The organism is Accumulibacter sp., assembly GCF_036625195.1.
In the GTDB taxonomy this organism is placed as follows: Bacteria; Pseudomonadota; Gammaproteobacteria; order Burkholderiales; family Rhodocyclaceae; genus Accumulibacter.
In genome coordinates this window covers 2,623,224-2,646,046 of record NZ_JAZKUG010000001.1, presented here as the reverse complement: position 1 = coordinate 2,646,046, position 22,823 = coordinate 2,623,224, and the positions used below count along the sequence as shown (strand labels likewise).

Here is a 22,823-nt window from a genome sequence, read left to right as displayed (position 1 = left end):
GGTCACACCGCATGAGGCTGCAATGTTTGCCGTCTACGGCCTGAGCGGCCCCATTTTCCGCGGCACCTTCGAGAGACTCGGCGAGGTGGCAGCGGTCGCGCGCAGTCGTCCGGTGCAGCCGGTCGCCGGCGAAGAAGCGCGCGCCGTGTCCGGCACGCCGAGCGCGCAGGCGATCAGCGCCTACCGCCAGATGCTGCGCGTCGATGGCGATCGCGGCCCGCTCTACCATGCCTACCAGATCATGCAACGGCCGGTTGTTTCGCTTTTCAGTGAAGATACCGTCGAGCGCGCCTGGCGCCTGCTGCTCGCACGGCGCATCCACCAGGCACCGGTGCTCGATGCCGGCTACCGACTGGTCGGCATCGTCAGCGAACGTGATCTGCTGACCACGCTCAACCTCGATGCGGACGGCCCGCGTGACATCATGGCGCGTCAGGTCGGCGACGTGATGACCACGCCAGTCGTCACCGCCGATCCGGTCACCGATATCCGCCGCATCGCTCAGGTCATGCTCGAACACGGGGTCGATGGCGTGCCGATCGTCAATGAGAGCGACGCACTGGTCGGATTGGTCTCGCGCAGCGACGTGCTGCGCGCAGTCATCACCGACCCACCTTTGAGTCTCTGGCGTTAGCGGGTGCAACCGGCACCAGCGACCGCCTCTCGACCCACCCTCCCGAGGAGCAAGCGAATGAGCCAGATCCCCGTGCGCATCTATCACAACCGGCGCTGCTCGAAGAGCCGCGCCGCCTGCCAATTGCTCTCGCAAAACGGCGGTCCCGTCGAGATCATCGACTATCTGGAGACGCCGCCAAAACGCGACGAACTGCGCCTGCTGCTGCGCCAGCTCGACATGCCGGCAGCCGGACTGGTCCGCCGCGGCGAGGCCGTCTTCCGGCAGTTCTACGCCGGCCGGACGCTGAGCGAAGACGAGTGGCTCGACGCGCTGGTCGCCCACCCGATCCTGATCGAACGGCCGATCGTCGTCCGTGGAGATCGGGCCGTCGTCGGCCGCCCGCCGGAGAAGGTCCTCGAACTGCTGCAGGGGGAGTGAGCGCGGCGCGCCACCCGCTCAGCGACGCGGACCGGCCTGCGCCGCCCACGAATCGCGCAGCGTCACCGTGCGGTTGAAGACCAGTGCCCCCGGCTTCGAGTCGACCCTGTCGGCGACGAAGTAGCCGTGCCGTTCGAACTGGAAGCACTCCTCGGCGCGGGTGTCGCGCAGCGAGGGCTCGACCCATGCCTCGATGACGCGCATGCTGGCCGGATTGATGTCATCGCGGAAGTCGCGCTCGACTCCCTCGGGGTCGCCCTCACGCCGTGCGCCGGGAGCGGCAACCGCGAACAGCCGGTCGTAGAGGCGCACCTCGGCGCGGCAGGCGGCGGCAATCGACACCCAGTGCAGGTTGCCCTTCACCTTGTACTGGTCGGCACCGGCAGTCCCGCTGCGGGAATCCGGCAGGTATTCGCAATGCACTGCGCTGACGGCACCGCTCGCATCGTGCTCGCAACCGGTGCAACGAACGACATAGGCGTGGCGCAGGCGGACCAGATTGCCCGGATGGAGGCGGTGGTAACCCTTGCTTGGCTGCAGCATGAAATCGTCGCGCTCGATCCACAGCTCGCGGCCGAAAGGCAGCACGCGCCTGCCGCGCTCCGGCTGCAGCGGATGATTCGCCGCCAGGCACTCCTCGCTCTCGCCCGCCGGGTAGTTGTCGATGATCAGCCGCAACGGATCGAGCACCGCCATGCGCCGCTCAGCCGACTCGTTGAGCACCTCGCGCATCGTGTCCTCGAGCTGCGAGTACTCGATCAGCGAATCCGATCGTGAGGCACCGACCCGTTCGGCGAACCGGCGGAATCCCTCGGCGGGGTAGCCGCGCCGGCGCGCGCCGACGAGTGTCGGCAGGCGCGGATCGTCCCAGCCCGCCACATGCCCCTCGTCAACGAGCTGGATCAGCTTGCGTTTGGAGAGGACGATATAGCTCAGGTTGAGGCGCGAGAACTCGATCTGTTGCGGCAACGGACGCTGCAGCACGCCGCCTTCGGCGAGACGCTCGAGCAGCCAGTCGTAGAACGGCCGCTGGTCGGCGAACTCGAGCGTGCAGATCGAATGGGTGATGTTCTCGAGCGCATCCTCGATCGGATGCGCGTAGGTGTACATCGGATAGACGCACCAGCGGTCGCCGGTGTTGTGGTGACTGGCATGACGAATGCGATAGATCGCCGGATCACGCAGGTTGATGTTCGCCGAAGCCATGTCGATGCGCGCCCGCAGGACATGCGCACCATCGGGGAACTCCCCCTGCTGCATGCGCCGGAACAGACTCATGTTCTCAGCGACGCTGCGCTGACGAAAGGGCGAGTCCCTGCCGGGCTCGGTCAGCGTGCCGCGGCTGGCACGCATCTCCTCCGCGCTCTGGCTGTCGACATAGGCATGGCCGCTGTCGATCAGGTACTCGGCGAAAGCGATCATCCAGTCGAAGTAATCCGAGGCGTAATAGAGGTTGCACTCCGCCTGCGCCGCCCCGTCCGCGCCGGCCTCCCAGGAGAAACCGAGCCAGCGGACCGATTCGATGATCGAATCGACGTACTCCTGCTCCTCCCTTTCCGGATTGGTGTCGTCGAAACGCAGGTGGCAACGACCGTCATAATCCTGCGCCAGCCCGAAGTTGAGGCAGATCGACTTGGCATGGCCGAAGTGCAGGTAACCATTCGGTTCGGGCGGGAAACGCGTGCGGATGCGCGCGGGATCGAGCGGCCCGGCAAGCTGCTGTGCTCCCGGACCAGGCCGGCCCGACCAGCGACGCTGCGCGTGCGTGCCGGCGGCGAGGTCGGCCTCGATGATGTTGCGGATGAAGTTGGTACTGACGAGTGCGGACGAACTCGCCGCCCTGCTGCTGGACTCCTGGCTCACGTGGCAACCCCCGTTTCGACAAGAGCGGCATTTTACCTGCCCGCGGGCTCAAGATCTCGACAAGCTGCGTACTGCCTGCCGTTCACTCCGGTCGCCGGTCGTCTGCCGGCAGGCTGCCGGGCGACGGCGAGAGACGACGCACCACCGCCTGCGCCGCGAGCAGATGCGCTCGCCGCTCGAAGGCGCCCACCATGGCGCCCGCCATCGGCAGGATCAGGAGCTGCAGCACCGGCATCAGGAACAGCGAGCGCAACTCGCAGTCGAGGGCAAAGTCTACCTGGCAGCGATCGTCTGCCAGAGGCGCAAAGTTCCAGCGGATGTCGAAGCGGCAGAACGAGCGGTCCTGCGAAACGATGCTGATCGCCCGCGGCCGCGACAGCTCGGTCCGCGTGCGGAAACGATGCTCGAGCACGCCGACGGCCAGCGTCTGCTCGGTTTCGTAGGCCGCCGCGTCGCGCCGCAGCACGCGCGCGGCACGGATCAGCGGCACGAAGTCCGGATAACTCTCGACGTCGGCAACAACGTCGAACAGCCTGTCCACCGGCAGCCCGATGGCTCGGGTCTCGCGATGGGTCGCCATTCGCCGCCTGCCGTTCAGCCCCGCGGCCGGCTGAAGCGGCTCAGGTTGTTCATCATCTCGACCGTTTCGCGCCGGATCTCGCTCTTGGCGCGCTCGGGATCGTCGACCGGCCGGTCGTCGGCATCCAGCACCTCCATGCGGACAGCCCCCGTGGCGTTGATCGGAAAGGCCACCTTGTACTTCTCGCCGATGTAGGCCACGCGATGCCAGTCGGCAGCAACCGCGTAATCACGCCGGAAGTCGGGTGCCAGCAGGTCCTGCCCCTGCGAGTAGTCCTGCGGCGGATTGCGCACGCCGAGCAGCGGCATGAGCGTCGCCGGGATGTCGAGATGGCTGGTGATGCCGCTGATCACGCGTGGTTTCGCTCCCGGGATCCGGATGACGGCCACCGTGCCCGTCTGGTAGCGGTTGAACTCGGCGGCGTGCCCCCAGCGCTCGCTGCGCTCCATGAACTCCTCGCCGTGGTCGCCGAGAACGATGACGATCGTGTCCTCGAGCAGCCCCTTCTCGCGCAGATGGGCCGTTACCCGGCCGATCTGGCGGTCGACGTGATGCGCGGCGTTGAGGTAGCGGTTCTTGATCCGGCTCATCTGCCCCTTGAAGTCGGCCGACAGATAGTTGAAGTCGTCGATGTAGGGCTCGGCGATGACGCAGTCGGGCGGAAAGTTGTAGTTGGCGTGCGTCCCCTCGAAGAACATGTAGGCCATGAACGGTCTGCCCGGATCGCGGCGATCCAGGAAGCCAAGCAGGCGGTCGATGTTCATCCGGTCCCGGTCCCACGGCGGTGCGCCGTCCGGAGATCGGCTGCATGTCGGCCGGGTCCATCTTCAGGAAGACCGTCCTGTCGAACTGCGGGTAGGTGAAGACGGTGCTGGTATGCAGGCTGAACTGGTAGTTCTGCTGCTGCAGCACGTCCATCAGCAAGGGCGAGCGGGCCGCCTTGATCATTGGGAACCAGTAGTTGCCGTACAGTCCGTAGAACATCGAGAAGATGCCCATCTGGGTGCCGTTGCCGCCACTGTAGTGCTGCTCGAGACGCAGCGCCTGCCCGAGAACTCGCCACAGATTGGGCATGATCTCCGGATCGAGCAGGTCGAAGCGCAACGACTCGGCGACCATCCAGACGATGTTCGGCGGACGTGCCGGCGCTTCGACCTGCAACGGGACGAGCGGGTAACTCAGGCCACCATGCCTGAGCTGCACCCCCTCGGCCGTCTCGTTGCCCAGCTTGACGCCGAGGCGGGCCGCCAGCTTGCGGAACGTCGTCGGCACATAGAAGGGGTAGCGCTCGCTGGCAAAGAGGATCGGCTGATAGTTGGTGGCCGCGCTGTAGCCGTAGGCGAGCCGCTCGCCCAGAGCCAAGCCCCAGGATGACGAGCAGCACCCAGCGCGCCCGCAGGCGCCACTGCGGCGGCCGCCTGCTCGCTCTGCCGCATGCGCGTCCACCACCATGTTGCCGCCTGCAGCGCCAGCAACGCGAGGACGATCAGCGCCGCCGTCAGCTCGGTGCTGCGACTGGCGCCCAGCGAATCGATGCCGCCGGGCGAGAAGACGAGGTCGACGACGAAGCCGTTGATGTGAAAACCGTACATGCTCATGGATCACCGGTCGGCAAACAGCAGCACCTGCACCATTCCCGTCAGGCCGACCAGGACGGCGGCGAGCGCAGCCGTGCGCCAGGCGTGGCGGGGCGCCGACACAACCAGTAATGCAGGACATAGCCCGGGACGACCGCCGGCAGGAGGTAGAGAAAGGCATAGCTGATCGTCGTCGCCAGCGTCCACGCGACCAGTGCCGGCGTGCTGTATGCATTGCCGGTGGTGAAGGCGCTGACGTGCAGCACAACCCAGAATCCGCTGAGCAGGAAGAAGCGGTCGATCTGGTGGCGCGATGGGAGAACGGTCATGGCGGCTTTCCGATTGTCGATCAACAGTCTAGCCCAGGAATGATGGCAGCGAAACCTTAGGCCTGGCTGAAGCGCTGCCGCCGGACGTGTGCGCGGTCGAGGCGGTGCGGCGGCGAGGCCATGGCAGCGGCACCCGGCCGCAGCCACGGCCGCGCGCTGGCGTCCAAGCCGAGAGATAATCAGCGTTCTCTGATCGACAGGAAACCCGAGCCATGGCCGCCGCCCATTCGCCGACGACCACCCTTGCCGATGTCGTGCGCCACTTCGCTCCCGGCTGGTTCGCTGCCGTCATGGGCAGTGGTGTGTTGAGCCTCGACACGCTGGCTCTCGCCTCGCGCTGGCCGGTCCTCGAGGCGCCGGCCTGGGCACTGCACTACTTCAATCTGCTACTCTTCGCAACGCTGCTGCTTCCCTGGTTCGCCCGCTGCCTCCTGCACCCGCAGCTCGCACTGGCAACGCTGCGGCATCCGGTGCAGGCCAGTTTCTATCCGACCTTGCCGATCGCCATGCTGGTCATCGCCGCGCAGTTTCTCGCCTTCGGCCCGCACGTCGGCCTGGCGCTCGCGTTCTGGTGGACGGGAGCGGTGCTGACCTTCGCTTTCGGCCTGGCGGTGCTGTACACGGCGTTCGCCGGCGAGCAACTCGGCCTCGAACACGTGACGCCGGCCAACTTCATTCCGGCGGTCGGCCTGGTCGTCATTCCCATCGCTGGTGCGCCGCTGGTCGGTCAGCTCACGGGCGCGGCACGCGACCTCGCCCTGCTGCTCAACATCGTCGCCCTCGGCGCCGGGACGTTGATGTACCTGGCTCTGCTGGCGCTGACCCTGCAGCGCAAGTACCTGGCCAAGCCGGCTTTCGGCATGCTGACGCCGACAGTCTGGATCCACCTGGCACCGATCGGCGCCATTCCCGTCAGCCTGCTCAATCTCGCCGAGCAGCTACCGTTCGCCCTGCCGGAAGGCGTGCTCCTCCTCGTCAGCCTGCTCTTCTGGGGCTCCGGTGTCTGGTGGCTGCTGATGGCGACGCTGTTGACCGCTGCCGCCCAGCGTCGCGGCCTGCTGCCATTCGCACTGTCCTGGTGGGGGTTCACCTTTCCACTCGGTGCCTTCGCCGCCGCCAGCCTGCGGCTCGGAGGCGCCACGGGACTGGCGGGCGTCGACTGGATCGGCATCGCCTGCTGGTTTCTGCTGATCGTCGTCTGGCTGGCGACGCTGGCGGGCACGACGCGGGGCGTTGCCAGCGGCGGCCTCTTCCGCCCGCATCCCTGACCCGGAGCGGACGGCGATATCGGTTAGAATTCCACCACCATGAGCGGACCACAGCTGCAGCAAGACGACGCGCACGAACACGGCAAGTGCGGACACGACCACGACCACGCTGGCCACCGACATGGCGGGCATGCGCACGGGCACGCAGCGGACGCCGGCCCACGCCTGCTCTGGGCGTTGCTGCTGACGCTCGGTTTTGCCGGCGTCGAGGCTGCCGCCGGCTTCTGGTCGGGTTCGCTCGCCCTGCTCGGTGATGCCGGCCACATGGTGACGGACAGCGCCTCGCTCGCCCTCGCCGCGTTCGCCGCCTGGTTCTCGCAGCGGCCGCCGACGCAACAGCACACCTATGGCTACGGCCGCGTCGAGACGCTGGCGGCACTCCTCAACGTCCTCTTCATGGTCATCGTCGTCGTCGGCATCTCGGTGGCGGCTGTCGACCGCATCCTGACGCCGGTCGCCATCAACGGCGAAGCCGTGACGCTGGTCGCCGCCCTCGGGCTGCTGCTCAACATCGCCGTCGCCTGGCTGCTGATGCATGGCGAACAGACGATGAACACCCGCGGCGCGCTGCTGCACGTGCTCGGCGACCTGCTCGGCTCGGTCGCCGCGCTGGTTTCCGGCGCCGTCGTCATGTGGACCGGCTGGACGACGGCCGACCCGCTGCTCTCCTTGCTGATCTGCGCGCTGATGCTGGCCTCCAGCCTGCGGCTGCTGCGCGAGGTGCTGCAGGCATTGATGGAAGGGGTACCGGCCAGCCTGTCGACCGAGCAGGTGGCGCGCGTCCTCGCTGGCATCCCGGGCGTGACTTCGGTGCACGATCTGCACATCTGGACCCTCTCTTCCAGCCGCGTCGCGCTGTCCGCGCACCTCGTCGTCGAGTCGCTGGAGCAATGGCCAGCCGTGCTGGCCGCGAGCAGGGAAGCGCTGGCGGCCAGCGGCATCACGCACGTCACGCTGCAGCCGGAGCCTCTGACAGCGCCGGTGCGCTGGCTGCCACGCCGCAACGGTTGGCAGCCGCGCGCAGCGCGGCCGTCATGAACAGTCTGCTACCGGGCCCGACGGACGCCGCCGATCTGCCCACCCTGCTGGACCTGCTGCAGAGCTGCGGGCTGCCGACCGCCGACCTCCGCGAGCGACACCTGGCGGATTTCCTGGTCTGCCGCGACGGCGGGCGAATCGTCGCCAGCGCGGGCCTCGAACACTACCCCGGGGTGGCCCTGCTGCGGTCTCTGGCAGTGTCGACCGATCACCGCCAACGCGGAATCGGGAGCCGGCTGCTCGATGAACTCGTGCAACGGGCGCGCAACCACGGCCAGCACGACATCTTTCTCCTCACCACGAGCGCAGCCGCCTTCTTTGCTGCACGCGGCTTTCAACCCTTCGATCGCTGCCAGGTGCCGCCCGAAGTCGCGCAATGCAGCGAGTTCCGCAGCCTCTGTCCGGCCTCTGCGGTGTGCATGCGGCGGCGCCTGAGCGACGGTGACACGGCATGAGGGTGGTCGTGCAACGGGTCGGCGCGGCACGTGTCGACGTCGCCGGCGAGACCGTCGGCGCCATCGCCGCCGGTCTGCTCGTCTTCGCCGGGTTTGAGGCGAGCGACGGCGACGGCGACCTCGACTGGATGGCGGGCAAACTGGCTCGACTGCGCATCTTCGCCGATGCCGCCGGACTGATGAACCGCAGCGTCAGCGACATCGGCGGTGAGGTTCTGGCGGTCAGCCAGTTCACCCTCTTCGCGTCCACCCGCAAGGGCAACCGGCCATCGTGGCAGCGCGCCGCACCGCCGACGGTCGCGCAGCCGCTGTTCGAACGCTTCGTCGCCCGCCTCGAGAGCGCCCTCGGCCGCCCGGTGCCGAGCGGCGTTTTCGCTGCCGACATGCAGGTCCATCTGGTGAACGACGGGCCGGTGACGCTCGTGATCGACTCGCGCCAGCCGGAATAGCGCCGCGCGCTTACCGACGTCCAGCCGCGGTCACGGCCACGCTGAGTTTTCCCTCCGCAGGGCATAGCCCACGGCTGTGCTGCAGCGTGGCGGTCTGCCCATCCGGCCAAGGCGGCCGGATGCTGGCGCAGCCCGGCACACGCCGCCACGGCTCAGGGTCTGTCCTGCCAGCCCGCAAACCACTCGCGCAGCGTGCGGACTTCGCCAAGGCTGGCAAGCCCGTGGTCGATGGCATCGTGATTGCCCCAGACGACATCGGCCAGTGCGCCACCCGCCACGCGTGCCTCGATGTCGGGGCAATACAGCCCGAGTTGGCGCTCGACGTAGAAGCCGTAGGTGCGGCAGGCGACCGGCCGCCAAGCATAGACCGTGCAGGCGCCTGTCGGCTGGTCGAGAAGCGGGCAGACGAGCGGACCCTGCGAGCGACCGTCGAGGGTCGCGAGGTCGGCGGCGATCGGCCGCAGCCGCTCTGCCGGCAGCGCGGCCAGCCCTGCGCGCAGCAGATCCCATTCCGCTGCCGTCAGCCGCGGCTCGGCGGCGAGCCGCCGGCAGCAAGCGTCGCAGCCCCGGGCGCACTGCCAGTCGGGACGCGCCGAGCGGATCGCCTGCACGCGTGCGTCGATCTGCCGATGCAGTTCGGATAGAAGCCTCATTGCGCTGTCGGCACGGACGGCAGCACGGGCTCGACGGCCCACTTCGCGGTCAGCCAAGTCCGTTCGCCATTCGTCTTCCAGACGTCACGGCGACCCTTGGCCCGCCCACGTTGCTCAGTGCGCAATCGCGTCGCCAGCTGGTCCATGGCCTTCGTTGCCACTGCCTTGTATTCCCTTCATCGCCGCTCTCCGTCCCGGATCGATTGCCGAGCCCATCGAATTGTAGTGGAACGAACGGTCAGGGCGCCACGCGGCACCGCCCACCAGAGAAACCATACTCCTCTGGCGCCGCATCGACCGCCCGCCGCCCGACGAACTGGGGTGGGCAAGCCGGCGCTCTCGCTCCTTTCGCATACCTGGAAAGCCGCGCCGCGGGCGGCGCGTCGGCGCGCACGCCACGGTGCCGGTGGCGCGTTGACGATGCCGGCGGCTTGAAACAACCAGCGGACGCGAACAATCCGCGCAACGGCCCGCCAAGGAGGCGCTTCAGTCCGACGCGATCGATCCCAGATTCAGGGCGTCGCCGTTACCCACGAACAACTCCGTAGGGGAGCCATGCCTCAATGTCTTCCCGATTCACCCGCCACCACTGCGGCAGCGCAGTGACGATGTCCTGCTGCTGGCCGAAACCCTGCTCGCCCGGGTCGCTGGCGGTAGTTCCGGCAGGCGCCTGTCGCCGGAGGCAGCGGACTGGCTGAGACGCTCTGCCTACGCCGGCAATGTGCGCGAGTTGCGCCACACTCTCGCACGCGCCCGCCTGCCCTGCGCTGGCGATGAGATCCTTCTGCAGCACCTGCCACTCGAGTTGGCGACTGCAGCCTGCACACGCCCAGGCGCATCGCAGCAGTACCTACCTGAACAACCTGATTCCCGCGAACGCGAAGCGGTTTCGCTCCCGGAGCAGGTGCGTCGCCTCGCAGCAAACGCAAGACTCTGGCCAGGCACCTCGGCCTGTCGGGGTGTCGGAACGGACGTTGTGCCGTCGACTGAAAGCGCCCGACGCCACGACACCGTCGTCTTGCGCGGCAGATGTTGGCGCAAGCGTCCCACTCAGGAACCCCGCGTCGCGGCGAGCCCTGGCAAATGAAGCGCTTACTGGACATTGACTGGGGAGCGGTCGCACTGCGGCACTTCCGGCGCATCCGCTCGGATCGCGAAGGCGGCGAGCTGCTGGCGTCCCCACGGGGATTCGAACCCCGGTACCTACCGTGAAAGGGTAGTGTCCTGGGCCTCTAGACGATGGGGACCCGGAACTTCTCTCGGCTTGTGGTGGAGGTACGCGGGATCGAACCGCGGACCTCTTGCATGCCATGCAAGCGCTCTCCCAGCTGAGCTATACCCCCGCCCGAAAGAAGCCGCGATTATAGGCAGTCGACCCGCCGCTGTAAAGCGCGAATCGCTGCCCCGCCGGCTCCTGGCGCTTCAAGGTCCTGCTCTGCCGGCGCCGCAAGCCGCGCGCAATCACACGCTGCGCGGCGCCGAGGACGCGACGCGCGGGGCACGCGCCAGCCGCTCGAGCGCAGTGGTGCGCGGAAAGAGCGCGATCAGCGCGTCGACCGAAGGCGTCTGCTCGAGACCGGTCAGGAGGACGCGTACCGGCATCGCCAGCTTCGGCATCTTCACACCGTGGCGGGCGACGCACTCCTTGATCAGCGCGGCGATGGCCGCCGCCTGCCAGGGCACTTCGGCGAGCCGGGCGGCGAAGTCGTCGAGCAGCGGCAGAACCTCGGGCGCCAAGTGGCGGGCCAGCAGTTCGCTCCTCGGCTGCAGGTCGATGTAGAACACTTCGGCGACATCGGCCAGTTCGTTGAGGTTGCTGACGCGCTCCTTGTGGAGCTCGATGATCGCCGCCAGCGACGGCGTCTCGCCGACGACGACGTTGCGCGCCGCCAGCCGCGGGCGGACCAGGTCAGCCAGGCGACCGGCGTCGCAGCGGCGCAGGTAATGCGCGTTCAGCCAGATGAGTTTCTCGCTGTTGAACTGGGCTGCCGACGGGGTGATGTGGTCGAGATCGAACCACTCACAGAACTGCTGCATCGAGAAGATCTCGTCGTCACCGTGCGACCAGCCGAGACGGGCCAGGTAGTTGAGTAACGCCTCCGGCAGGTAGCCCGCATCATCGTACTGCATGACACTCACCGCACCATGTCGTTTCGACAGTTTCTGCCCGTCGTCGCCGAGGATCATCGACAAGTGGGCGTAGAGCGGCACCGGCGCACCGAGCGCCTGCAGGATGTTGATCTGGCGCGGCGTGTTGTTGACGTGGTCGTCGCCGCGGATGACGTGCGTGATGCCCATGTCCCGGTCATCGACGACGACGCAGAAATTGTAGGTTGGCGAGCCGTCAGCGCGGGCGATCACCAAGTCGTCGAGCTCGCTGTTGGCGACCTCGATGCGCCCCTTCACGAGGTCGTCCCAGGCGACGACTCCGTCCACCGGATTGCGGAAACGGACCACCGGCTCGATCCCGGCCGGCGGCTCCGGCAGGCGCTTGTCCGGCTGCGGCCGCCAGCGGCCGTCGTAACGCGGCTTGCGACCCTGTTCGCGCTGCTCGGCCCGCAAGCGATCGAGCTCGTCGGGCTGCATATAGCAATGGTAGGCGGTGCCGGCGGCGAGCATCTCGGCGATCACGGCCCGATAACGCGTCATGCGCTGCGTTTGGTAGAACGGGCCCTCATCGTGCGCGAGGCCAAGCCACCGCATGCCATCGAGAATCGCCTGCACGGCCTCGGGGGTCGAGCGGGCGAGATCGGTGTCCTCGATCCGCAGGATGAAGCGGCCACCGTGGCGACGCGCGTAGGCCCACGAGAAGAGTGCGGTACGCGCACCCCCGACGTGCAGGAAACCGGTTGGCGAGGGAGCAAAGCGGGTGCGGATCATGGTCGCTGGTCGCAGTCGGAAAAGGCCTCATTCTAGTTGAAGCGCCGGCCCGACGGGCTGCGCCTGCGCCATCGCCCACCCTCGCCGCGTCGCCGCAACCGCCGCCGGCCACGGTCCCCGGTCGCCGCCGGCGGCAGCAGCAGCCTTCTTTCCGCCGGCGCCGGCATGGCGTATCCTTCGCCGATGGGAATTCGTGGCGTAATCGCTGCATCGGAGCCGCACACGGCGGCCGCCGGTGTCCGGGTGCTGCAGCGCGGCGGCAACGCAGTCGACGCGATCGTCGCCGCCAAGCTCGCGGCGACCGTCACCGAACTGCCGCTGACCTCGCTCGGCGGCGGCGGCGCCTGCGTCTGGGGTGACGCGCGCGACGGCTACGAGGTGCTCGACTTTTTTGGTGCGGCGCCGGGACTCGGACTGGCCAGCTGGCCGATCCTCGACTTCGCACCGATCACCGTCGACTTCGGCGAGACCAGCCAGGTCTTCCATATCGGCAAGGGAGCGGCTGCGGTGCCGGGCCAGCTCGTCGGCCTGCTCGCCCTGCACCGGCGCGCCGGCCGCCTGCCGCTGCACGAGGTCGTCGCGCCGGCCGTGGCTTGGGCGCGCGACGGTTTCCGGGTCAGTCCGCAGATCGCCGCGATCGCCGGCCTGATTGCGCCGATCGCCAGCAACTCGGCCACGGTGCGCCGCCTCTTCCAGCCTGCCGGGCGTCTGCCACGGGCGGGTGATCGGCTGGCCAACCCGGATCTCGGGGATTTCCTGCAAGGGCTCGCGGACGGCAGTCCCGACGCCCAGGTGGCGACCTACCACCGTTCGCTCGTCGAGCACTTCGCGCCGGCGCAAGGCGGACTGATCGGCGAGCAGGATGTGGCGAGCTATGCGCCGCTGGCACGCGAACCGCTGCGCATTCCCTTCGGGCCCTTCACGGTGCTGACCAACCCGCCACCGTCGGCCGGCGGTGGCCTGATCGGCGCCGGCCTGCGCATCGCCGAGGAACTCGGCCTTGGCGGCGAGGAATTCCGCTCTCCGGCTCATCAACTGGCCATCGCGGCGGTACTGGCGACGGTCTCGGAAGTGCGCGGTGCCGGCTACGACCACCGCCTGCACGCCGACCCGGAAGCGATCCGGCAGCTCGTCGCCGGCGGCAGCCTGCCGCAGTGGGCACGGCACGCGCGCGCGCTCGGCCGAGAGAACGCCTTGGGCGCGACGACGCACATTTCGGTGATCGACGCCGAAGGCATGGCGGCGGCGATGACGACCAGCAACGGCGAGGGCTGCGGGCACGCCCTGCCCGGGCTGGGCATCCATGTCAACAACTTCCTCGGTGAGGACGACATCAACCCGGCCGGGTTCCACCGACTGGCGGCCGGCAGCCGGATGAGCACGATGATGTCGCCGACGATCGTCCTCGCCGGCGACCGGCCCCGCCTCGCGCTCGGCAGCGGCGGGTCGAACCGCATCCGCAGTGCCATCCTGCAGACCCTGCTCAACGTGCTGGCCTATGGACGTCCGCTCGACGAAGCGGTGAATGCCTCGCGGCAGCACATCGAAGGCCGGCAGCTGTGGTTCGAGACCGCTGGTCTGGCCGCTGGCGCCGCCGACGCCCTGCAGGCGCGCTGGCCGGGCGCGACCCGCTTCGCGTCGGCCAGCATGTTCTTTGGTGGCGTGAACTGCGTCGCCCGCATCGACGGACGCCTCGCCGGCGCCGGCGACCAGCGGCGTGGCGGCACCGTCATGTTCGCCGACGACCGCACTGCGACAGCCCTGCCGGACTGACGCCGAAAAGCGCGGCAGCCGCACACCTCTCGCCTACGCCCCGCTGCGGGCAGGCGACGCCGCAACGGGGAGGAGCTTGGCCGACGCCCGGCCGCCGGCGCCGCGCTGGGCGCCGACTCAGGCGCCGGGCGGTGGCGGCAGCTTCAGGACGTCACGGATCTCGTCGAGGCTGGCCGGAACGCGGTTGACGATCGCGTCGGTGGCCTGCTGATTGGCCTTGGCGACGATCTCGGCCAGCTCGCGCATCTTGCTGACCCCCGTTTCGAAGGCCTTCTTCGCCAGCTCGGTTTCGGCTGCGACGAGCTGCTGCGGCGAGCCGGCCTTGGCGAGGCCACCGACGGCTGTCGTCATTCCCTGGACGGTTTCCTGCAGGATCTTCAACTGCCACTCGCCGACCGCCTTGACTCCTTCCATCGCAGCGCGGTTGGCAGCGTTCAGCGCCTCGAGATTGTCGCGCTGGCTCGCCAGCAGCGCGTCCATGTTGAGGCCCGGAACCTCGAGCCGCGCAAGCGCGTTCAGCAACTGCTCGCTGGCCTTGCTCGGATCCAGGCTGCTCAGGCCCTGCAGCCAGTCGCCCATTTGTTTCGACACGTCGATCATGCTCGTTCTCCCACTCTGGTGAACACCCGGAGATTGGCTGCCATGCGCTACCGGCAGCCACCGTTCGCGTCGCATGACTGCCTGCGCACCGCCCTCACCTGGTCGGCACCGGCAGCAGCTCACGCCCGCCGGCAAGGATGTTGATCATCTGGGCCACCGCCCGGATCTGCTTGCCGGCCTGTGTATGATACCCCGCGTGCGTGTAGTACTGGCCCCACCAGTCCCAGCATCTGCGCGGGTTGACCGGTGGACTCGCCAGAGTGCCGTTGCGCACCTGCACCTGCCTCAAGCCACGCATTCGTCGCCACGAGGCAATGGCCAACGGCGGGCGACGATCAGCGGTAGCTACGCAGGCGTCGAGTGCTCTGCCATCGACGGCGGCAGTCGCCTGCAGCAACGGGCGCAGGCGCTGCCGCTACAGTCAGATCAGTGATCGGGGAAGGAACTCAGGACCGCCAAGTCGAGCCCCGTCGTGTGCTCGAGCACCGGTGCATCGGTCACCATCAGCGTCGTTCCGGGCCGGATCTCGGCTGCCAGAAGCGCCTGGAAATCGGCCGGAATCGTGACCTCGTCCACCACCCTGGGGTCCGGCCGTCTGTCGGCATCGCCCATGTGCCCGACCAGAGCGACGCCAACCCACCGATGCTGCAACAGCCCGCCGGATTGTGCGCCTTCCTTGGCGACGAAGACGTGGCTGCCAACGGGCTGCTGCGGCTTGCGGAATGCCGCCTTGGCACGGCCGATCTCGACGCCGCTGCGCAACACCAGGATGCGCTCGTCGTAGCGGCTCAGGAGGATCGACAGCGGGCCCGACGGCGACTTCTCCGGCTCCCAGCGATGGCCTGTGGCCACCGGCAGGCGGCGATGCTCCGCCCGACTCCCGGCCTCGGTGAGCGGACTGAGGAAGGCCGGATGCCGGAACTCCTCCGGCGCCGAGCCGGCCTTGGCGATCACCACCGTCATCCCCTTCGGTGCGGCGTCGAAGAGAAGGCGAGCAAACTCGCTCGGCAGATGCACGCAGCCGTGCGATTCCGGATATCCGGGAACGCCACCGGCATGCAGCGCCACCCCGTCCTGGGTGAACTTCTGCGTGTAGGGCATGGCGGCGTTGTGGTACTTCGTGGAATGGTGATCCTTGTCCTTGAGGAAGGTCTGGAAGACGCCGCTCGGAGTCTCGTAGCCGGGCTTCCCGGTACTGACCGAGGCAACGCCGATCAGCAGGCCATTGCGGTAGGTGTAGGCGCGCTGCTCTTCGAGGCTGACCAGCACCAGGATCGGTCCAGCCGGTGCGAGTTGCGGCGCCCACGTGAATTCCCCGTTGCGCAACTGGTCGGCCGGGGTCTCGAACGGCACGGGCTCCCTGGCTCCCCAGAAAGGTGTGCGCTCTGCCTGGAGGCTGCCGGCCAAGCCGAAGAACAGGGCGACCGCCATCATGTAAAGTTTCGTCATCTGCTCGTCCAATCCTTCATTTGTTGTGGCCCCATACTGCCGGGCACACCGCCCGGGAGTGCCAACCGTGCATTCTCGCCCGGCCATCGACAACCCCGGCCGGGATGGGTTCCTCCGACAGAGGGCACGCGCGAGCCGTGGGTGCTGCTGCACCCCCCGCTTGCCCGGATCGTCACCCTACCACGATTGATGGCACGGCTGTTGCTTGGACTTCCGGGAAGTGTGGTGTGAAGACGGCAGCTGCGGCAAGTGCTGCCGTCGGCTGTGAGGTACGATGCGGGCTGACGCGGCGATTGGCGGCCGGCGCGGGGTGGCGGTTGCCGACCGCAACAGGCTGGACGGCCGCTGCTGCCGGCGCCGCGGAATCGGATGGGTGACGGCGGCACGCTGTGACGACAACGGGAGGGGGGACAATGGACTTGGCGCTCTTGATCAGGGAAATCGGCCGCGGCGCGACCGGCGCGCGCGACCTGTCGGGAAACGAGGCACGGCAGCTCTATGGGGCGATGCTCGACGGCATGGTTGCCGATCTCGAACTCGGTGCGATCGCGATCGCGCTGCGCATGAAGACCGAGTCGGTCGACGAGATGGTCGGCTTTCTCACCGCCGCCAATGAACGGCTGCCGACCCTGCAGCGACCGCGTGGCCGCGCCCGGCCGGTCGTCATCCCGAGCTACAACGGCGCCCGCCGTGGTGCCAACCTGACGCCGCTGCTGGCGCTGCTCCTGCGCCGTCACGGCGTGCCGGTTCTGGTGCACGGCCTGAGCCAGGACTACGGACGCGTCACCAGTGAGCAGGTGTTCTGTGAGTACGGACTGGCGCCGTGTGACAGCTTGCGCGACGCGCAGGAGCGCATCGACGACAACGGCCTCGCCTACCTGCCGCTGCCGCAGCTTGCGCCCGCTCTGGCATCGCAGCTGGCCCTGCGCGATCGGCTCGGCCTGCGCAACAGCGCCCACAGCCTGGTCAAGATGCTCGACCCCTTTCAGGGCGACTCACTGCTCCTGGCTGCGGCGACGCACCCCGACTACCTCGACAGCATGCGCGCCGTGCTCCGCGCGGTCGGCGCCAACGCCCTTCTGCTGCGCGGCACCGAGGGTGAGCCCTTCGCCAACCCGAAACGCCGTCCGGCGATCGAGCATGTACATGATGGGGAGAGCGCGATCCTCTTCGAGGCGGAACACGACAGCCTGAGAAACCTGCCGCAACTGCCGGTCAGTCCGGCGGCGCGGGAAACGGTCGACTGGATGCGCCGCGTCCTGGTCGGCGAGCTGCCGCTGCCGCTGCCGATCGCCAACCAGCTGGCCTGTTGCCTGTACGCCTGCGGCCGGGCCACCGACCTCAATCAGGCGAAGGCGCTGGTGGCCGTGGATGGCAACCGGCTGTCGCTGGTCTGAGCGATCATCGCCCAGCTTCTGGCGATGTGTGCGCCGCGTCGCCGCAACGGCATCGCAACCCTGACCCGCATGCATCGACCCCTTCGCCACGGTCACCGGACCAGGCAGGGCCGGCGAGACACCGGCGATCCCCCGCGCAGCCTAGCCCGGCGTGTCAGGCGCTGCGACCTCGCGGATCAACTGCAGATCGTTGTCCTCGGCGAAGTGAAGAACGAAACGGTAAGCCATCGGCTCTATTTCGTACAATCGCCCATCGACATGAACCGCCTTCTCTCCCTTGTAGGTCCGCGGACCGACGTAGGGCGAATAGCGCATCCTCTTCTCGGCGCCAAAGACCGAGAGGACGCCACACAGCCTTTCGGCCCAGTCGCTCGGACGAAACTTCCTGCCGCCAGTGGTCAGACCGACGATGATGAAGGAGGAATGCGGCGTCGTGCTCATGTCTCGGTGATGTCGTGGCGAAGAGGACCGGGGAATGCTCCTGCAGCAGCTCGTTGCCCACCTGCCTGTGCGGCTGTGGCAGCGATTCTAACAGAAAGACTGGCAAGCTGCCGGCTCATGCGCTGACTGGAGCTCCGGGCCAGCAACGCCACGATCACGGCGCCCCTCCCACGGTCGGCGTTCGTTGCGCAATGCAAGCCGTCTGCGAATGGTGGGCGATAGTGGGTTCGAACCACTGACTTCCACCGTGTGAAGGTGGCACTCTACCGCTGAGTTAATCGCCCAACCGTCTGCAGTCCCGCGGCGCGAGGAGACATCGCCGCTCGGCTGCCGTCTGCCCGTCGACCTGAGCGCGGCGCCGGCCGCAGGCTCTGCGGCACTCGCGCCGGCGACGGAGGCGCGATTAGAGCACAAGTCACCTTGCCGGTCAATGCAGCTGCACGCGGCAAGCAGCCGGGGGCGCAGAACAAGGGGCGGTTGCCAGCGGCAAAGCCGCTGCCGACCACGGCCAGCCTCGTGGCAGCGCCCGGCACGCCTCAGGCAGCAATCAGGAAGTCGTGGCTGATGCCGTCACCGAGCTCGTAGATGCGATCCATGAAGTCGGTCAGGTATTCGTGCAGACCGCCTGCAAACACATCATCGATGCGGGCGAAATGCAGCCGGGCATGCAGCACGCCCGCCTGGCGCTGGGTCTCGGCCGAAGCGTCGTTGGCGATCAGCTGCAGCATGCGGACGATCCCGTCGGCGCAGGCGTGCAGCGAGCGCGGCAGGTCCATGCGCAGGATCAGCAACTCGGCGACCCGGGCGGGCGTGATCGCATCGCGGTATACCTTGCGATACACCTGGAATGCCGACAGCGAGCGCAGCAGCGCACCCCAGCGATAGAAGTCGCTGGCCCCCTCGTCGTCGCTCTGGCGAAGGATGTGGTACTGCATGTCGAGAATCCGTGCCGTGTTGTCACCGCGTTCGAGCAGGCCTCCCAGGCGGATGAAGTGCAGTGCATCGTCCTTGAGCATGGTGCCGAAGGTGACGCCGCGCGTCACCGCCGAACGCAGCTTGACCCAGTCGAAGAACTCGCTGATGCCGCGCGCGAGGATCTGCTCGAAGGTCTGCTGGCGCACTTCGATCCAGGTGGCGTTGATGCTCTCCCACATTTCCGCCGTCAGCGTCCCGCGCACGGCATGCGCGTTCTCGCGCGCGGCGCGCAGGCAACTGTAGATCGAAGACGGATTCGTCGCGTCGGCGACCATGAATCGCAACACGTTGTCGACATTGACCGCCGGATAGCTCCCGGCGAAAGCCGACTCGAGGCTGTTCAGGGCAAGAATCGCGCGCCAGTTCTCGTTCTGCGCAGCGGTCGACTGCGGAACCAGCGACATCTGGTACGAGACGTCGAGCAGTCGTGCCAGATTCTCGGCCCTTTCGGTATAGCGCGCCAGCCAGTACAGGTGGTCCGCCGTTCGACTCAGCATCTCGATCCTCCGTCCATCTCAGTTCTCCAGCACCCAGGTGTCCTTGGTTCCCCCGCCCTGCGACGAGTTGACCACCAGCGAACCAGCGCGCAGCGCCACCCGGGTCAGGCCGCCCGGCACCATGCCGACACCGCGCTTGCCGGAAAGGACGAATGGGCGCAGGTCGAGGTGGCGCGGCGCGATGCCGGAGTCGACGAAGGTCGGGCAGTTCGAAAGCGCCAGCGTCGGCTGCGCGATGTACTTCTCGGGAGCGGCGATGATGCGGGCACGAAACGCCTCGATCTCCGCCCGGCTCGCCGCCGGCCCGACGAGCATGCCGTAACCGCCGGCGCCATGCACCTCCTTGACCACCAGTTCCGGCAGGTGTGCCAGAACGTAGCGCAGGTCTTCCGGCTTGCGCAGCATCCAGGTCGGCACGTTGTTCAGCTGCGGCTCCTCGCCGAGATAGAAGCGAATCATCTCGGGAACGTAGGGATAGACCGACTTGTCATCGGCAACGCCGGTGCCGATGGCATTCGCCAGGGTGACGTGCCCGGCGCGGTACGCCGACAGCAGACCGGGAACACCGAGCATCGAGTCCTTGTTGAATACCAGTGGATCGAGAAAGTCGTCGTCGAGACGGCGATAGATCACATCGACCCGCTGCGGCCCCTGCGTCGTGCGCATGAACACCGTCTCGTCGCGAACGAACAGGTCCCGCCCCTCGACGAGTTCGATTCCCATCTGCTGCGCCAGGAAGGTGTGCTCGAAGTAGGCGCTGTTGTAGGCTCCTGGTGTCAGCAGGACGACCGTCGGATTGGCGACGCCCTTTGGCGCCACCGTGCGCAGGTTGTCGAGCAACAGGTCCGGGTAGTGCTGGACCGGCGCGATCATGTGCCGGGAGAAGAGCTCGGGGAAGAGCCGCATCATCATCTTGCGGTCCTCGATCATGTACGACACCCCCGAGGGCACCCGCAGGTTGTCTTCCAGGACGTAAGACTCACCGGCGCCCGCGCGGACGATGTCGACGCCGGCGATGTGCGCATAGATCCCGGAGGGAACGTCCACTCCGATCATCTCGCGGCGAAACTGCGCGTTGTTCAGCACCTGCTCCGCGGGAACGCAACCGGCCTTGAGAATCGCCTGCTCGTGGTAGATGTCGTGCAGGAAGGCGTTCAGCGCCTGCACCCGTTGCCGCAGGCCTGCCTCGAGCTGCGCCCACTCGGCCGCCGGGATGATGCGCGGAATGATGTCGAAGGGGATGAGGCGTTCGGTGCCCGCTTCCTCGCCGTATACCGCAAAGGTGATGCCGACGCGATGGAAAGCCGTGTCTGCCTCGGCGCGCTTGCGCTCGAGCCGCTCGGCCGGCATGGCGGTCAGCCACTCGGCAAAGGCGCGATAGTGCGGCCGCAGGCCGGCGTCGGAATCGTACATCTCGTTGTAAAACGCTGTGCTCATGAGGCTCACCGCGACAATAGGACTTGCCGTGCTCAAGCAGGAAATGTGCCAGCCCGGATCAGGCCGTGCCAGCCGATAACAGCATGCCGCCTCCCGGCGGCCAACGCAAGCGGATGGTGCGCCAACGCGGCAGGGCGCACGCTTTCGGTGCATCGCAGCAGGGGCCGTACCGGCCACGGTCTCGCCAGCCGGCAGCCGCGGCGACGCCCGGATCGAAACGGCGGCGACGCGTCCGCCCGCGTCGCCGCCCATGCCGCTTGCCGGCCACCCGGCACTGACGACCCTTGCTGCCAACGGCATCGGCCGGCGTTTGCCGCTTGGCCACCACCAGTAGCCAGCAGCGCGACGATGCCCCTTCCGAAACCGCCATGGCGCCGGCGGCAGTGCTATACTGCGCGCCGCGCTCGGCAGTGGAACTGCCGAGCGCCCCGAGCATCGCGAACCTGGCCGTAAGTCTCAAGCCCCCTGCCCTCTGGTGTCGATCACAGCCCGCCTTCCCGGCACCAGGCTGCAATGCCGACGGGCGCCGGATCCCGTCGATTCGACAGAGTCTGTCTCGCAGCCTTTCGTTGGTTGGCGTTGCCCCTCCTGCTTCATCCGCATCCCGCGCCCACTGGGTGGCGATGGGCTGCGCACCCACACGAAAGACGACATGAGCTTTTCAGAACTCGGGCTCAACCCCGCCCTCCTCGCAGCACTCGCCGATTCCGGCTACACCGTGCCGACCCCGGTACAGGCGCAAGCCATCCCCGCCGCCATCGCCGGCCGCGACCTGATCACCTGTGCGCAGACCGGTTCCGGCAAGACCGCCGCCTTCATGCTGCCTGCCCTGCACCGGCTCTCGCTGCAGGAGCGGCCGGCGACGGCGGCGCCCAAGGCCAACCGGCAAGGCGGCCGGACGCCACCGCGCGGCCGTGAGCAGCAACGCTGGCAGCCCGCACGGCCACGAATGCTGGTCCTCACGCCGACGCGCGAACTCGCCCTGCAGGTCACTGCCGCCAGCGAGAAGTACGCTCGCCGCATGCACCAGGTGCGGGCCGTCGCCATCCTCGGCGGCATGCCCTACCCGAAGCAGCTGGAATTGCTCGCTCGCAACCCGGAGATCCTGGTGGCCACGCCAGGCCGCCTGATCGACCACATGGGCTCGGGCCGGATCGATTTCGCGCAACTGCAGATGCTGGTTCTCGACGAAGCCGACCGCATGCTCGACATGGGATTCATCGACGACATCGAGCGAATCGTCGAGGCAACGCCCGCATCCCGTCAGACGATGCTCTTCTCGGCGACACTCGACGGCACGGTCGGCGCAATGGCCCAGCGCATCACACACGACGCGTTGCGCATCGAGGTCGACGCGCCGTCGGCCCGACACGGGAACATCGAGCAGCGGATGCACTTCGTCGACGATCTGGCGCACAAGAACCGCCTGCTCGACCACCTGCTGCGCGATGCGTCGATCGACCAGGCGCTCGTCTTCACCGCGACCAAGCGCGATGCGGACAGCGTCAGCGATCGCCTCAACATCGCCGGCCTGAATGCGGCGGCTCTGCACGGCGACATGCACCAGGGTGCGCGCAACCGGACCCTGGCCGCGATGCGGCGTGGCCAAGTGCGAATCCTCGTCGCCACCGACGTCGCCGCGCGCGGCCTCGACGTGCCGACGATCACGCACGTCTTCAACTACGACCTGCCGAAGGCCGCCGAGGACTACGTGCACCGCATCGGCCGCACCGGACGCGCCGGCCGCAGCGGTCTGGCGATCTCGCTGGTGCATCACGCCGAGCAGTTCAACCTCAGACGGATCGAGCGGTTCACGCGGCAGAGCATCCCGGTCGAGATCGTCGCCGGGCACGAGCCGACGCGCCGCCCGCAGGCGGCGAAGCCCCGCCCGCAGGGCCGTCCGGCGGGGCCGGCGGCCGACAGGCGGAATGCCGGGCACGCCGACCAGCGCCCGGACAAGGCGGCGGCAAACTGGCGCGCCGGTCTGCCGCGCTCTGCCCACCGCGATCCGACGCAAGGCAAGCCGGCCGGCAACGCGAGGCATCGAAGCTCGGCCGGCAGTCGCTGAGCACACGCTGGGCCGCGGCCGGGCCCAGGACGGGGAAACT

Annotated in this window: 22 protein-coding genes, 3 tRNA genes and 1 pseudogene; 10 read left to right on the top strand and 16 right to left on the bottom strand. The window is 67.9% G+C overall.

Annotated features, from left to right (window positions below):
- Window positions 1–22: 22 nt before the first annotated feature.
- On the top strand, window positions 23–634 hold the full coding sequence (locus tag V5B60_RS11720; RefSeq protein ID WP_332347161.1) for a CBS domain-containing protein: 612 nt from the start codon (window positions 23–25) through the stop codon (window positions 632–634).
- A gap of 57 nt (window positions 635–691) precedes the next feature.
- Complete coding sequence (gene arsC, locus V5B60_RS11715; RefSeq protein ID WP_332347160.1) at window positions 692–1,054, top strand: arsenate reductase (glutaredoxin); 363 nt, start codon at window positions 692–694, stop codon at window positions 1,052–1,054.
- An 18-nt stretch (window positions 1,055–1,072) separates the two neighbouring features.
- Here arsC and V5B60_RS11710 read toward each other — a convergent pair whose 3' ends face one another.
- From V5B60_RS11710 to V5B60_RS11695, 4 genes and pseudogenes are all read right to left on the bottom strand, one after another.
- Window positions 1,073–2,917: a glutamine--tRNA ligase/YqeY domain fusion protein gene (locus tag V5B60_RS11710; protein WP_332347159.1), complete on the bottom strand. Its 1,845-nt coding sequence runs from the start codon at window positions 2,915–2,917 to the stop codon at window positions 1,073–1,075.
- Window positions 2,918–2,999: 82 nt separating this feature from the next.
- A complete protein-coding gene (locus V5B60_RS11705) occupies window positions 3,000–3,497 on the bottom strand; it encodes a type II toxin-antitoxin system RatA family toxin (protein WP_332347158.1) in 498 nt (165 codons plus the stop codon).
- A gap of 14 nt (window positions 3,498–3,511) precedes the next feature.
- Window positions 3,512–4,261 (bottom strand): sulfatase-like hydrolase/transferase, encoded by a 750-nt coding sequence (locus tag V5B60_RS11700; protein ID WP_332347157.1) that lies wholly within the window; start codon window positions 4,259–4,261, stop codon window positions 3,512–3,514.
- 181 nt (window positions 4,262–4,442) lie between these two features.
- A pseudogene (locus tag V5B60_RS11695) lies at window positions 4,443–4,571 on the bottom strand (hypothetical protein); the annotation flags it as partial.
- 360 nt (window positions 4,572–4,931) lie between these two features.
- Between V5B60_RS11695 and V5B60_RS11690 the strand changes: the two are divergent.
- On the top strand, window positions 4,932–5,078 hold the full coding sequence (locus V5B60_RS11690; RefSeq protein ID WP_332347156.1) for a hypothetical protein: 147 nt from the start codon (window positions 4,932–4,934) through the stop codon (window positions 5,076–5,078).
- A gap of 58 nt (window positions 5,079–5,136) precedes the next feature.
- Here the strand turns inward: V5B60_RS11690 and V5B60_RS11685 are convergent, their stop codons facing one another.
- Entirely contained in the window at window positions 5,137–5,403 is a 267-nt protein-coding gene (locus V5B60_RS11685; protein WP_332347155.1) for a hypothetical protein, read from the bottom strand.
- A gap of 212 nt (window positions 5,404–5,615) precedes the next feature.
- Here V5B60_RS11685 and V5B60_RS11680 point away from each other — a divergent pair, with 212 nt between their 5' ends.
- From V5B60_RS11680 to dtd, 4 genes are read left to right on the top strand one after another with little or no spacing between them, the layout of a single operon-like run.
- Complete coding sequence (locus tag V5B60_RS11680; protein ID WP_332347154.1) at window positions 5,616–6,671, top strand: C4-dicarboxylate ABC transporter; 1,056 nt, start codon at window positions 5,616–5,618, stop codon at window positions 6,669–6,671.
- A gap of 39 nt (window positions 6,672–6,710) precedes the next feature.
- A complete protein-coding gene (locus tag V5B60_RS11675; RefSeq protein ID WP_332347153.1) occupies window positions 6,711–7,709 on the top strand; it encodes a cation diffusion facilitator family transporter in 999 nt (332 codons plus the stop codon).
- A complete protein-coding gene (gene arsN2 / locus V5B60_RS11670) occupies window positions 7,706–8,164 on the top strand; it encodes an arsenic resistance N-acetyltransferase ArsN2 (RefSeq protein WP_332347152.1) in 459 nt (152 codons plus the stop codon). Before V5B60_RS11675 ends, arsN2 begins: the two co-directional genes overlap by 4 nt.
- Window positions 8,161–8,613 carry a D-aminoacyl-tRNA deacylase gene (dtd, locus tag V5B60_RS11665; RefSeq protein WP_332347151.1) on the top strand — a complete coding sequence of 151 codons (453 nt, stop codon included), beginning with the start codon at window positions 8,161–8,163 and terminating at the stop codon, window positions 8,611–8,613. Before arsN2 ends, dtd begins: the two co-directional genes overlap by 4 nt.
- Window positions 8,614–8,765: 152 nt before the next feature.
- Here dtd and V5B60_RS11660 read toward each other — a convergent pair whose 3' ends face one another.
- The 4 genes from V5B60_RS11660 to gltX form a co-directional block, all read right to left on the bottom strand.
- The gene (locus V5B60_RS11660) at window positions 8,766–9,266 is read right to left on the bottom strand and encodes a YkgJ family cysteine cluster protein (RefSeq protein WP_332347150.1); all 501 of its coding nucleotides are present in this window, start codon (window positions 9,264–9,266) and stop codon (window positions 8,766–8,768) included.
- Between the two features lie 1,171 nt (window positions 9,267–10,437).
- Window positions 10,438–10,513, bottom strand: a tRNA-Glu gene (locus V5B60_RS11655).
- Window positions 10,514–10,533: 20 nt separating this feature from the next.
- Window positions 10,534–10,609, bottom strand: a tRNA-Ala gene (locus tag V5B60_RS11650).
- A 118-nt stretch (window positions 10,610–10,727) separates the two neighbouring features.
- Window positions 10,728–12,146, bottom strand: a complete 1,419-nt coding sequence (gene gltX, locus V5B60_RS11645; RefSeq protein ID WP_332347149.1) for a glutamate--tRNA ligase — start codon at window positions 12,144–12,146, stop codon at window positions 10,728–10,730.
- A gap of 165 nt (window positions 12,147–12,311) precedes the next feature.
- On the opposite strand from gltX, the gene V5B60_RS11640 reads away from it, so the two are divergent.
- On the top strand, window positions 12,312–13,919 hold the full coding sequence (locus V5B60_RS11640) for a gamma-glutamyltransferase (protein WP_332347148.1): 1,608 nt from the start codon (window positions 12,312–12,314) through the stop codon (window positions 13,917–13,919).
- Between the two features lie 117 nt (window positions 13,920–14,036).
- Here the strand turns inward: V5B60_RS11640 and V5B60_RS11635 are convergent, their stop codons facing one another.
- From V5B60_RS11635 to V5B60_RS11625, 3 genes are all read right to left on the bottom strand, one after another.
- On the bottom strand, window positions 14,037–14,519 hold the full coding sequence (locus V5B60_RS11635; protein WP_332347147.1) for a phasin family protein: 483 nt from the start codon (window positions 14,517–14,519) through the stop codon (window positions 14,037–14,039).
- Window positions 14,520–14,613: 94 nt separating this feature from the next.
- Window positions 14,614–14,817 (bottom strand): hypothetical protein, encoded by a 204-nt coding sequence (locus tag V5B60_RS11630; protein WP_332347146.1) that lies wholly within the window; start codon window positions 14,815–14,817, stop codon window positions 14,614–14,616.
- A 128-nt stretch (window positions 14,818–14,945) separates the two neighbouring features.
- Entirely contained in the window at window positions 14,946–15,968 is a 1,023-nt protein-coding gene (locus tag V5B60_RS11625) for a L,D-transpeptidase (protein WP_332347145.1), read from the bottom strand.
- Between the two features lie 413 nt (window positions 15,969–16,381).
- On the opposite strand from V5B60_RS11625, the gene ybiB reads away from it, so the two are divergent.
- Window positions 16,382–17,365: a DNA-binding protein YbiB gene (gene ybiB / locus V5B60_RS11620; RefSeq protein WP_332347144.1), complete on the top strand. Its 984-nt coding sequence runs from the start codon at window positions 16,382–16,384 to the stop codon at window positions 17,363–17,365.
- Window positions 17,366–17,506: 141 nt separating this feature from the next.
- Here the strand turns inward: ybiB and V5B60_RS11615 are convergent, their stop codons facing one another.
- The 4 genes from V5B60_RS11615 to V5B60_RS11600 form a co-directional block, all read right to left on the bottom strand.
- On the bottom strand, window positions 17,507–17,806 hold the full coding sequence (locus V5B60_RS11615) for a DUF3579 domain-containing protein (protein WP_332347143.1): 300 nt from the start codon (window positions 17,804–17,806) through the stop codon (window positions 17,507–17,509).
- A gap of 209 nt (window positions 17,807–18,015) precedes the next feature.
- Window positions 18,016–18,090, bottom strand: a tRNA-Val gene (locus V5B60_RS11610).
- A 252-nt stretch (window positions 18,091–18,342) separates the two neighbouring features.
- Window positions 18,343–19,278 carry an alpha-E domain-containing protein gene (locus V5B60_RS11605; protein ID WP_332347142.1) on the bottom strand — a complete coding sequence of 312 codons (936 nt, stop codon included), beginning with the start codon at window positions 19,276–19,278 and terminating at the stop codon, window positions 18,343–18,345.
- Between the two features lie 18 nt (window positions 19,279–19,296).
- Window positions 19,297–20,715, bottom strand: coding sequence for a circularly permuted type 2 ATP-grasp protein (locus V5B60_RS11600; protein WP_332347141.1), 1,419 nt, complete (start codon window positions 20,713–20,715; stop codon window positions 19,297–19,299).
- Window positions 20,716–21,367: 652 nt separating this feature from the next.
- Between V5B60_RS11600 and V5B60_RS11595 the strand changes: the two genes are divergently transcribed.
- Entirely contained in the window at window positions 21,368–22,783 is a 1,416-nt protein-coding gene (locus tag V5B60_RS11595) for a DEAD/DEAH box helicase (protein ID WP_332347140.1), read from the top strand.
- Window positions 22,784–22,823: the final 40 nt, after the last annotated feature.

Excerpts from the sequence above, each read along its gene's own strand:
- arsN2 (WP_332347152.1), top strand. The coding sequence starts at position 7,706 with ATGAACAGTCTGCTACCGGGCCCGACGGACGCCGCCGATCTGCCCACC.
- V5B60_RS11635 (WP_332347147.1), bottom strand. The coding sequence starts at position 14,519 with ATGATCGACGTGTCGAAACAAATGGGCGACTGGCTGCAGGGCCTGAGC.
- V5B60_RS11630 (WP_332347146.1), bottom strand. The coding sequence starts at position 14,817 with ATGCGTGGCTTGAGGCAGGTGCAGGTGCGCAACGGCACTCTGGCGAGT.
- V5B60_RS11605 (WP_332347142.1), bottom strand. The coding sequence starts at position 19,278 with ATGCTGAGTCGAACGGCGGACCACCTGTACTGGCTGGCGCGCTATACC.
- gltX (WP_332347149.1), bottom strand. The coding sequence starts at position 12,146 with ATGATCCGCACCCGCTTTGCTCCCTCGCCAACCGGTTTCCTGCACGTC.
- arsC (WP_332347160.1), top strand. The coding sequence starts at position 692 with ATGAGCCAGATCCCCGTGCGCATCTATCACAACCGGCGCTGCTCGAAG.
- V5B60_RS11675 (WP_332347153.1), top strand. The coding sequence starts at position 6,711 with ATGAGCGGACCACAGCTGCAGCAAGACGACGCGCACGAACACGGCAAG.
- V5B60_RS11595 (WP_332347140.1), top strand. The coding sequence starts at position 21,368 with ATGAGCTTTTCAGAACTCGGGCTCAACCCCGCCCTCCTCGCAGCACTC.
- V5B60_RS11600 (WP_332347141.1), bottom strand. The coding sequence starts at position 20,715 with ATGAGCACAGCGTTTTACAACGAGATGTACGATTCCGACGCCGGCCTG.
- V5B60_RS11685 (WP_332347155.1), bottom strand. The coding sequence starts at position 5,403 with ATGACCGTTCTCCCATCGCGCCACCAGATCGACCGCTTCTTCCTGCTC.
- V5B60_RS11720 (WP_332347161.1), top strand. The coding sequence starts at position 23 with ATGTTTGCCGTCTACGGCCTGAGCGGCCCCATTTTCCGCGGCACCTTC.
- V5B60_RS11700 (WP_332347157.1), bottom strand. The coding sequence starts at position 4,261 with ATGAACATCGACCGCCTGCTTGGCTTCCTGGATCGCCGCGATCCGGGC.
- V5B60_RS11615 (WP_332347143.1), bottom strand. The coding sequence starts at position 17,806 with ATGAGCACGACGCCGCATTCCTCCTTCATCATCGTCGGTCTGACCACT.
- V5B60_RS11680 (WP_332347154.1), top strand. The coding sequence starts at position 5,616 with ATGGCCGCCGCCCATTCGCCGACGACCACCCTTGCCGATGTCGTGCGC.
- V5B60_RS11660 (WP_332347150.1), bottom strand. The coding sequence starts at position 9,266 with ATGAGGCTTCTATCCGAACTGCATCGGCAGATCGACGCACGCGTGCAG.
- dtd (WP_332347151.1), top strand. The coding sequence starts at position 8,161 with ATGAGGGTGGTCGTGCAACGGGTCGGCGCGGCACGTGTCGACGTCGCC.
- V5B60_RS11690 (WP_332347156.1), top strand. The coding sequence starts at position 4,932 with ATGCGCGTCCACCACCATGTTGCCGCCTGCAGCGCCAGCAACGCGAGG.
- V5B60_RS11640 (WP_332347148.1), top strand. The coding sequence starts at position 12,312 with ATGGCGTATCCTTCGCCGATGGGAATTCGTGGCGTAATCGCTGCATCG.
- ybiB (WP_332347144.1), top strand. The coding sequence starts at position 16,382 with ATGGACTTGGCGCTCTTGATCAGGGAAATCGGCCGCGGCGCGACCGGC.
- V5B60_RS11705 (WP_332347158.1), bottom strand. The coding sequence starts at position 3,497 with ATGGCGACCCATCGCGAGACCCGAGCCATCGGGCTGCCGGTGGACAGG.
- V5B60_RS11625 (WP_332347145.1), bottom strand. The coding sequence starts at position 15,968 with ATGACGAAACTTTACATGATGGCGGTCGCCCTGTTCTTCGGCTTGGCC.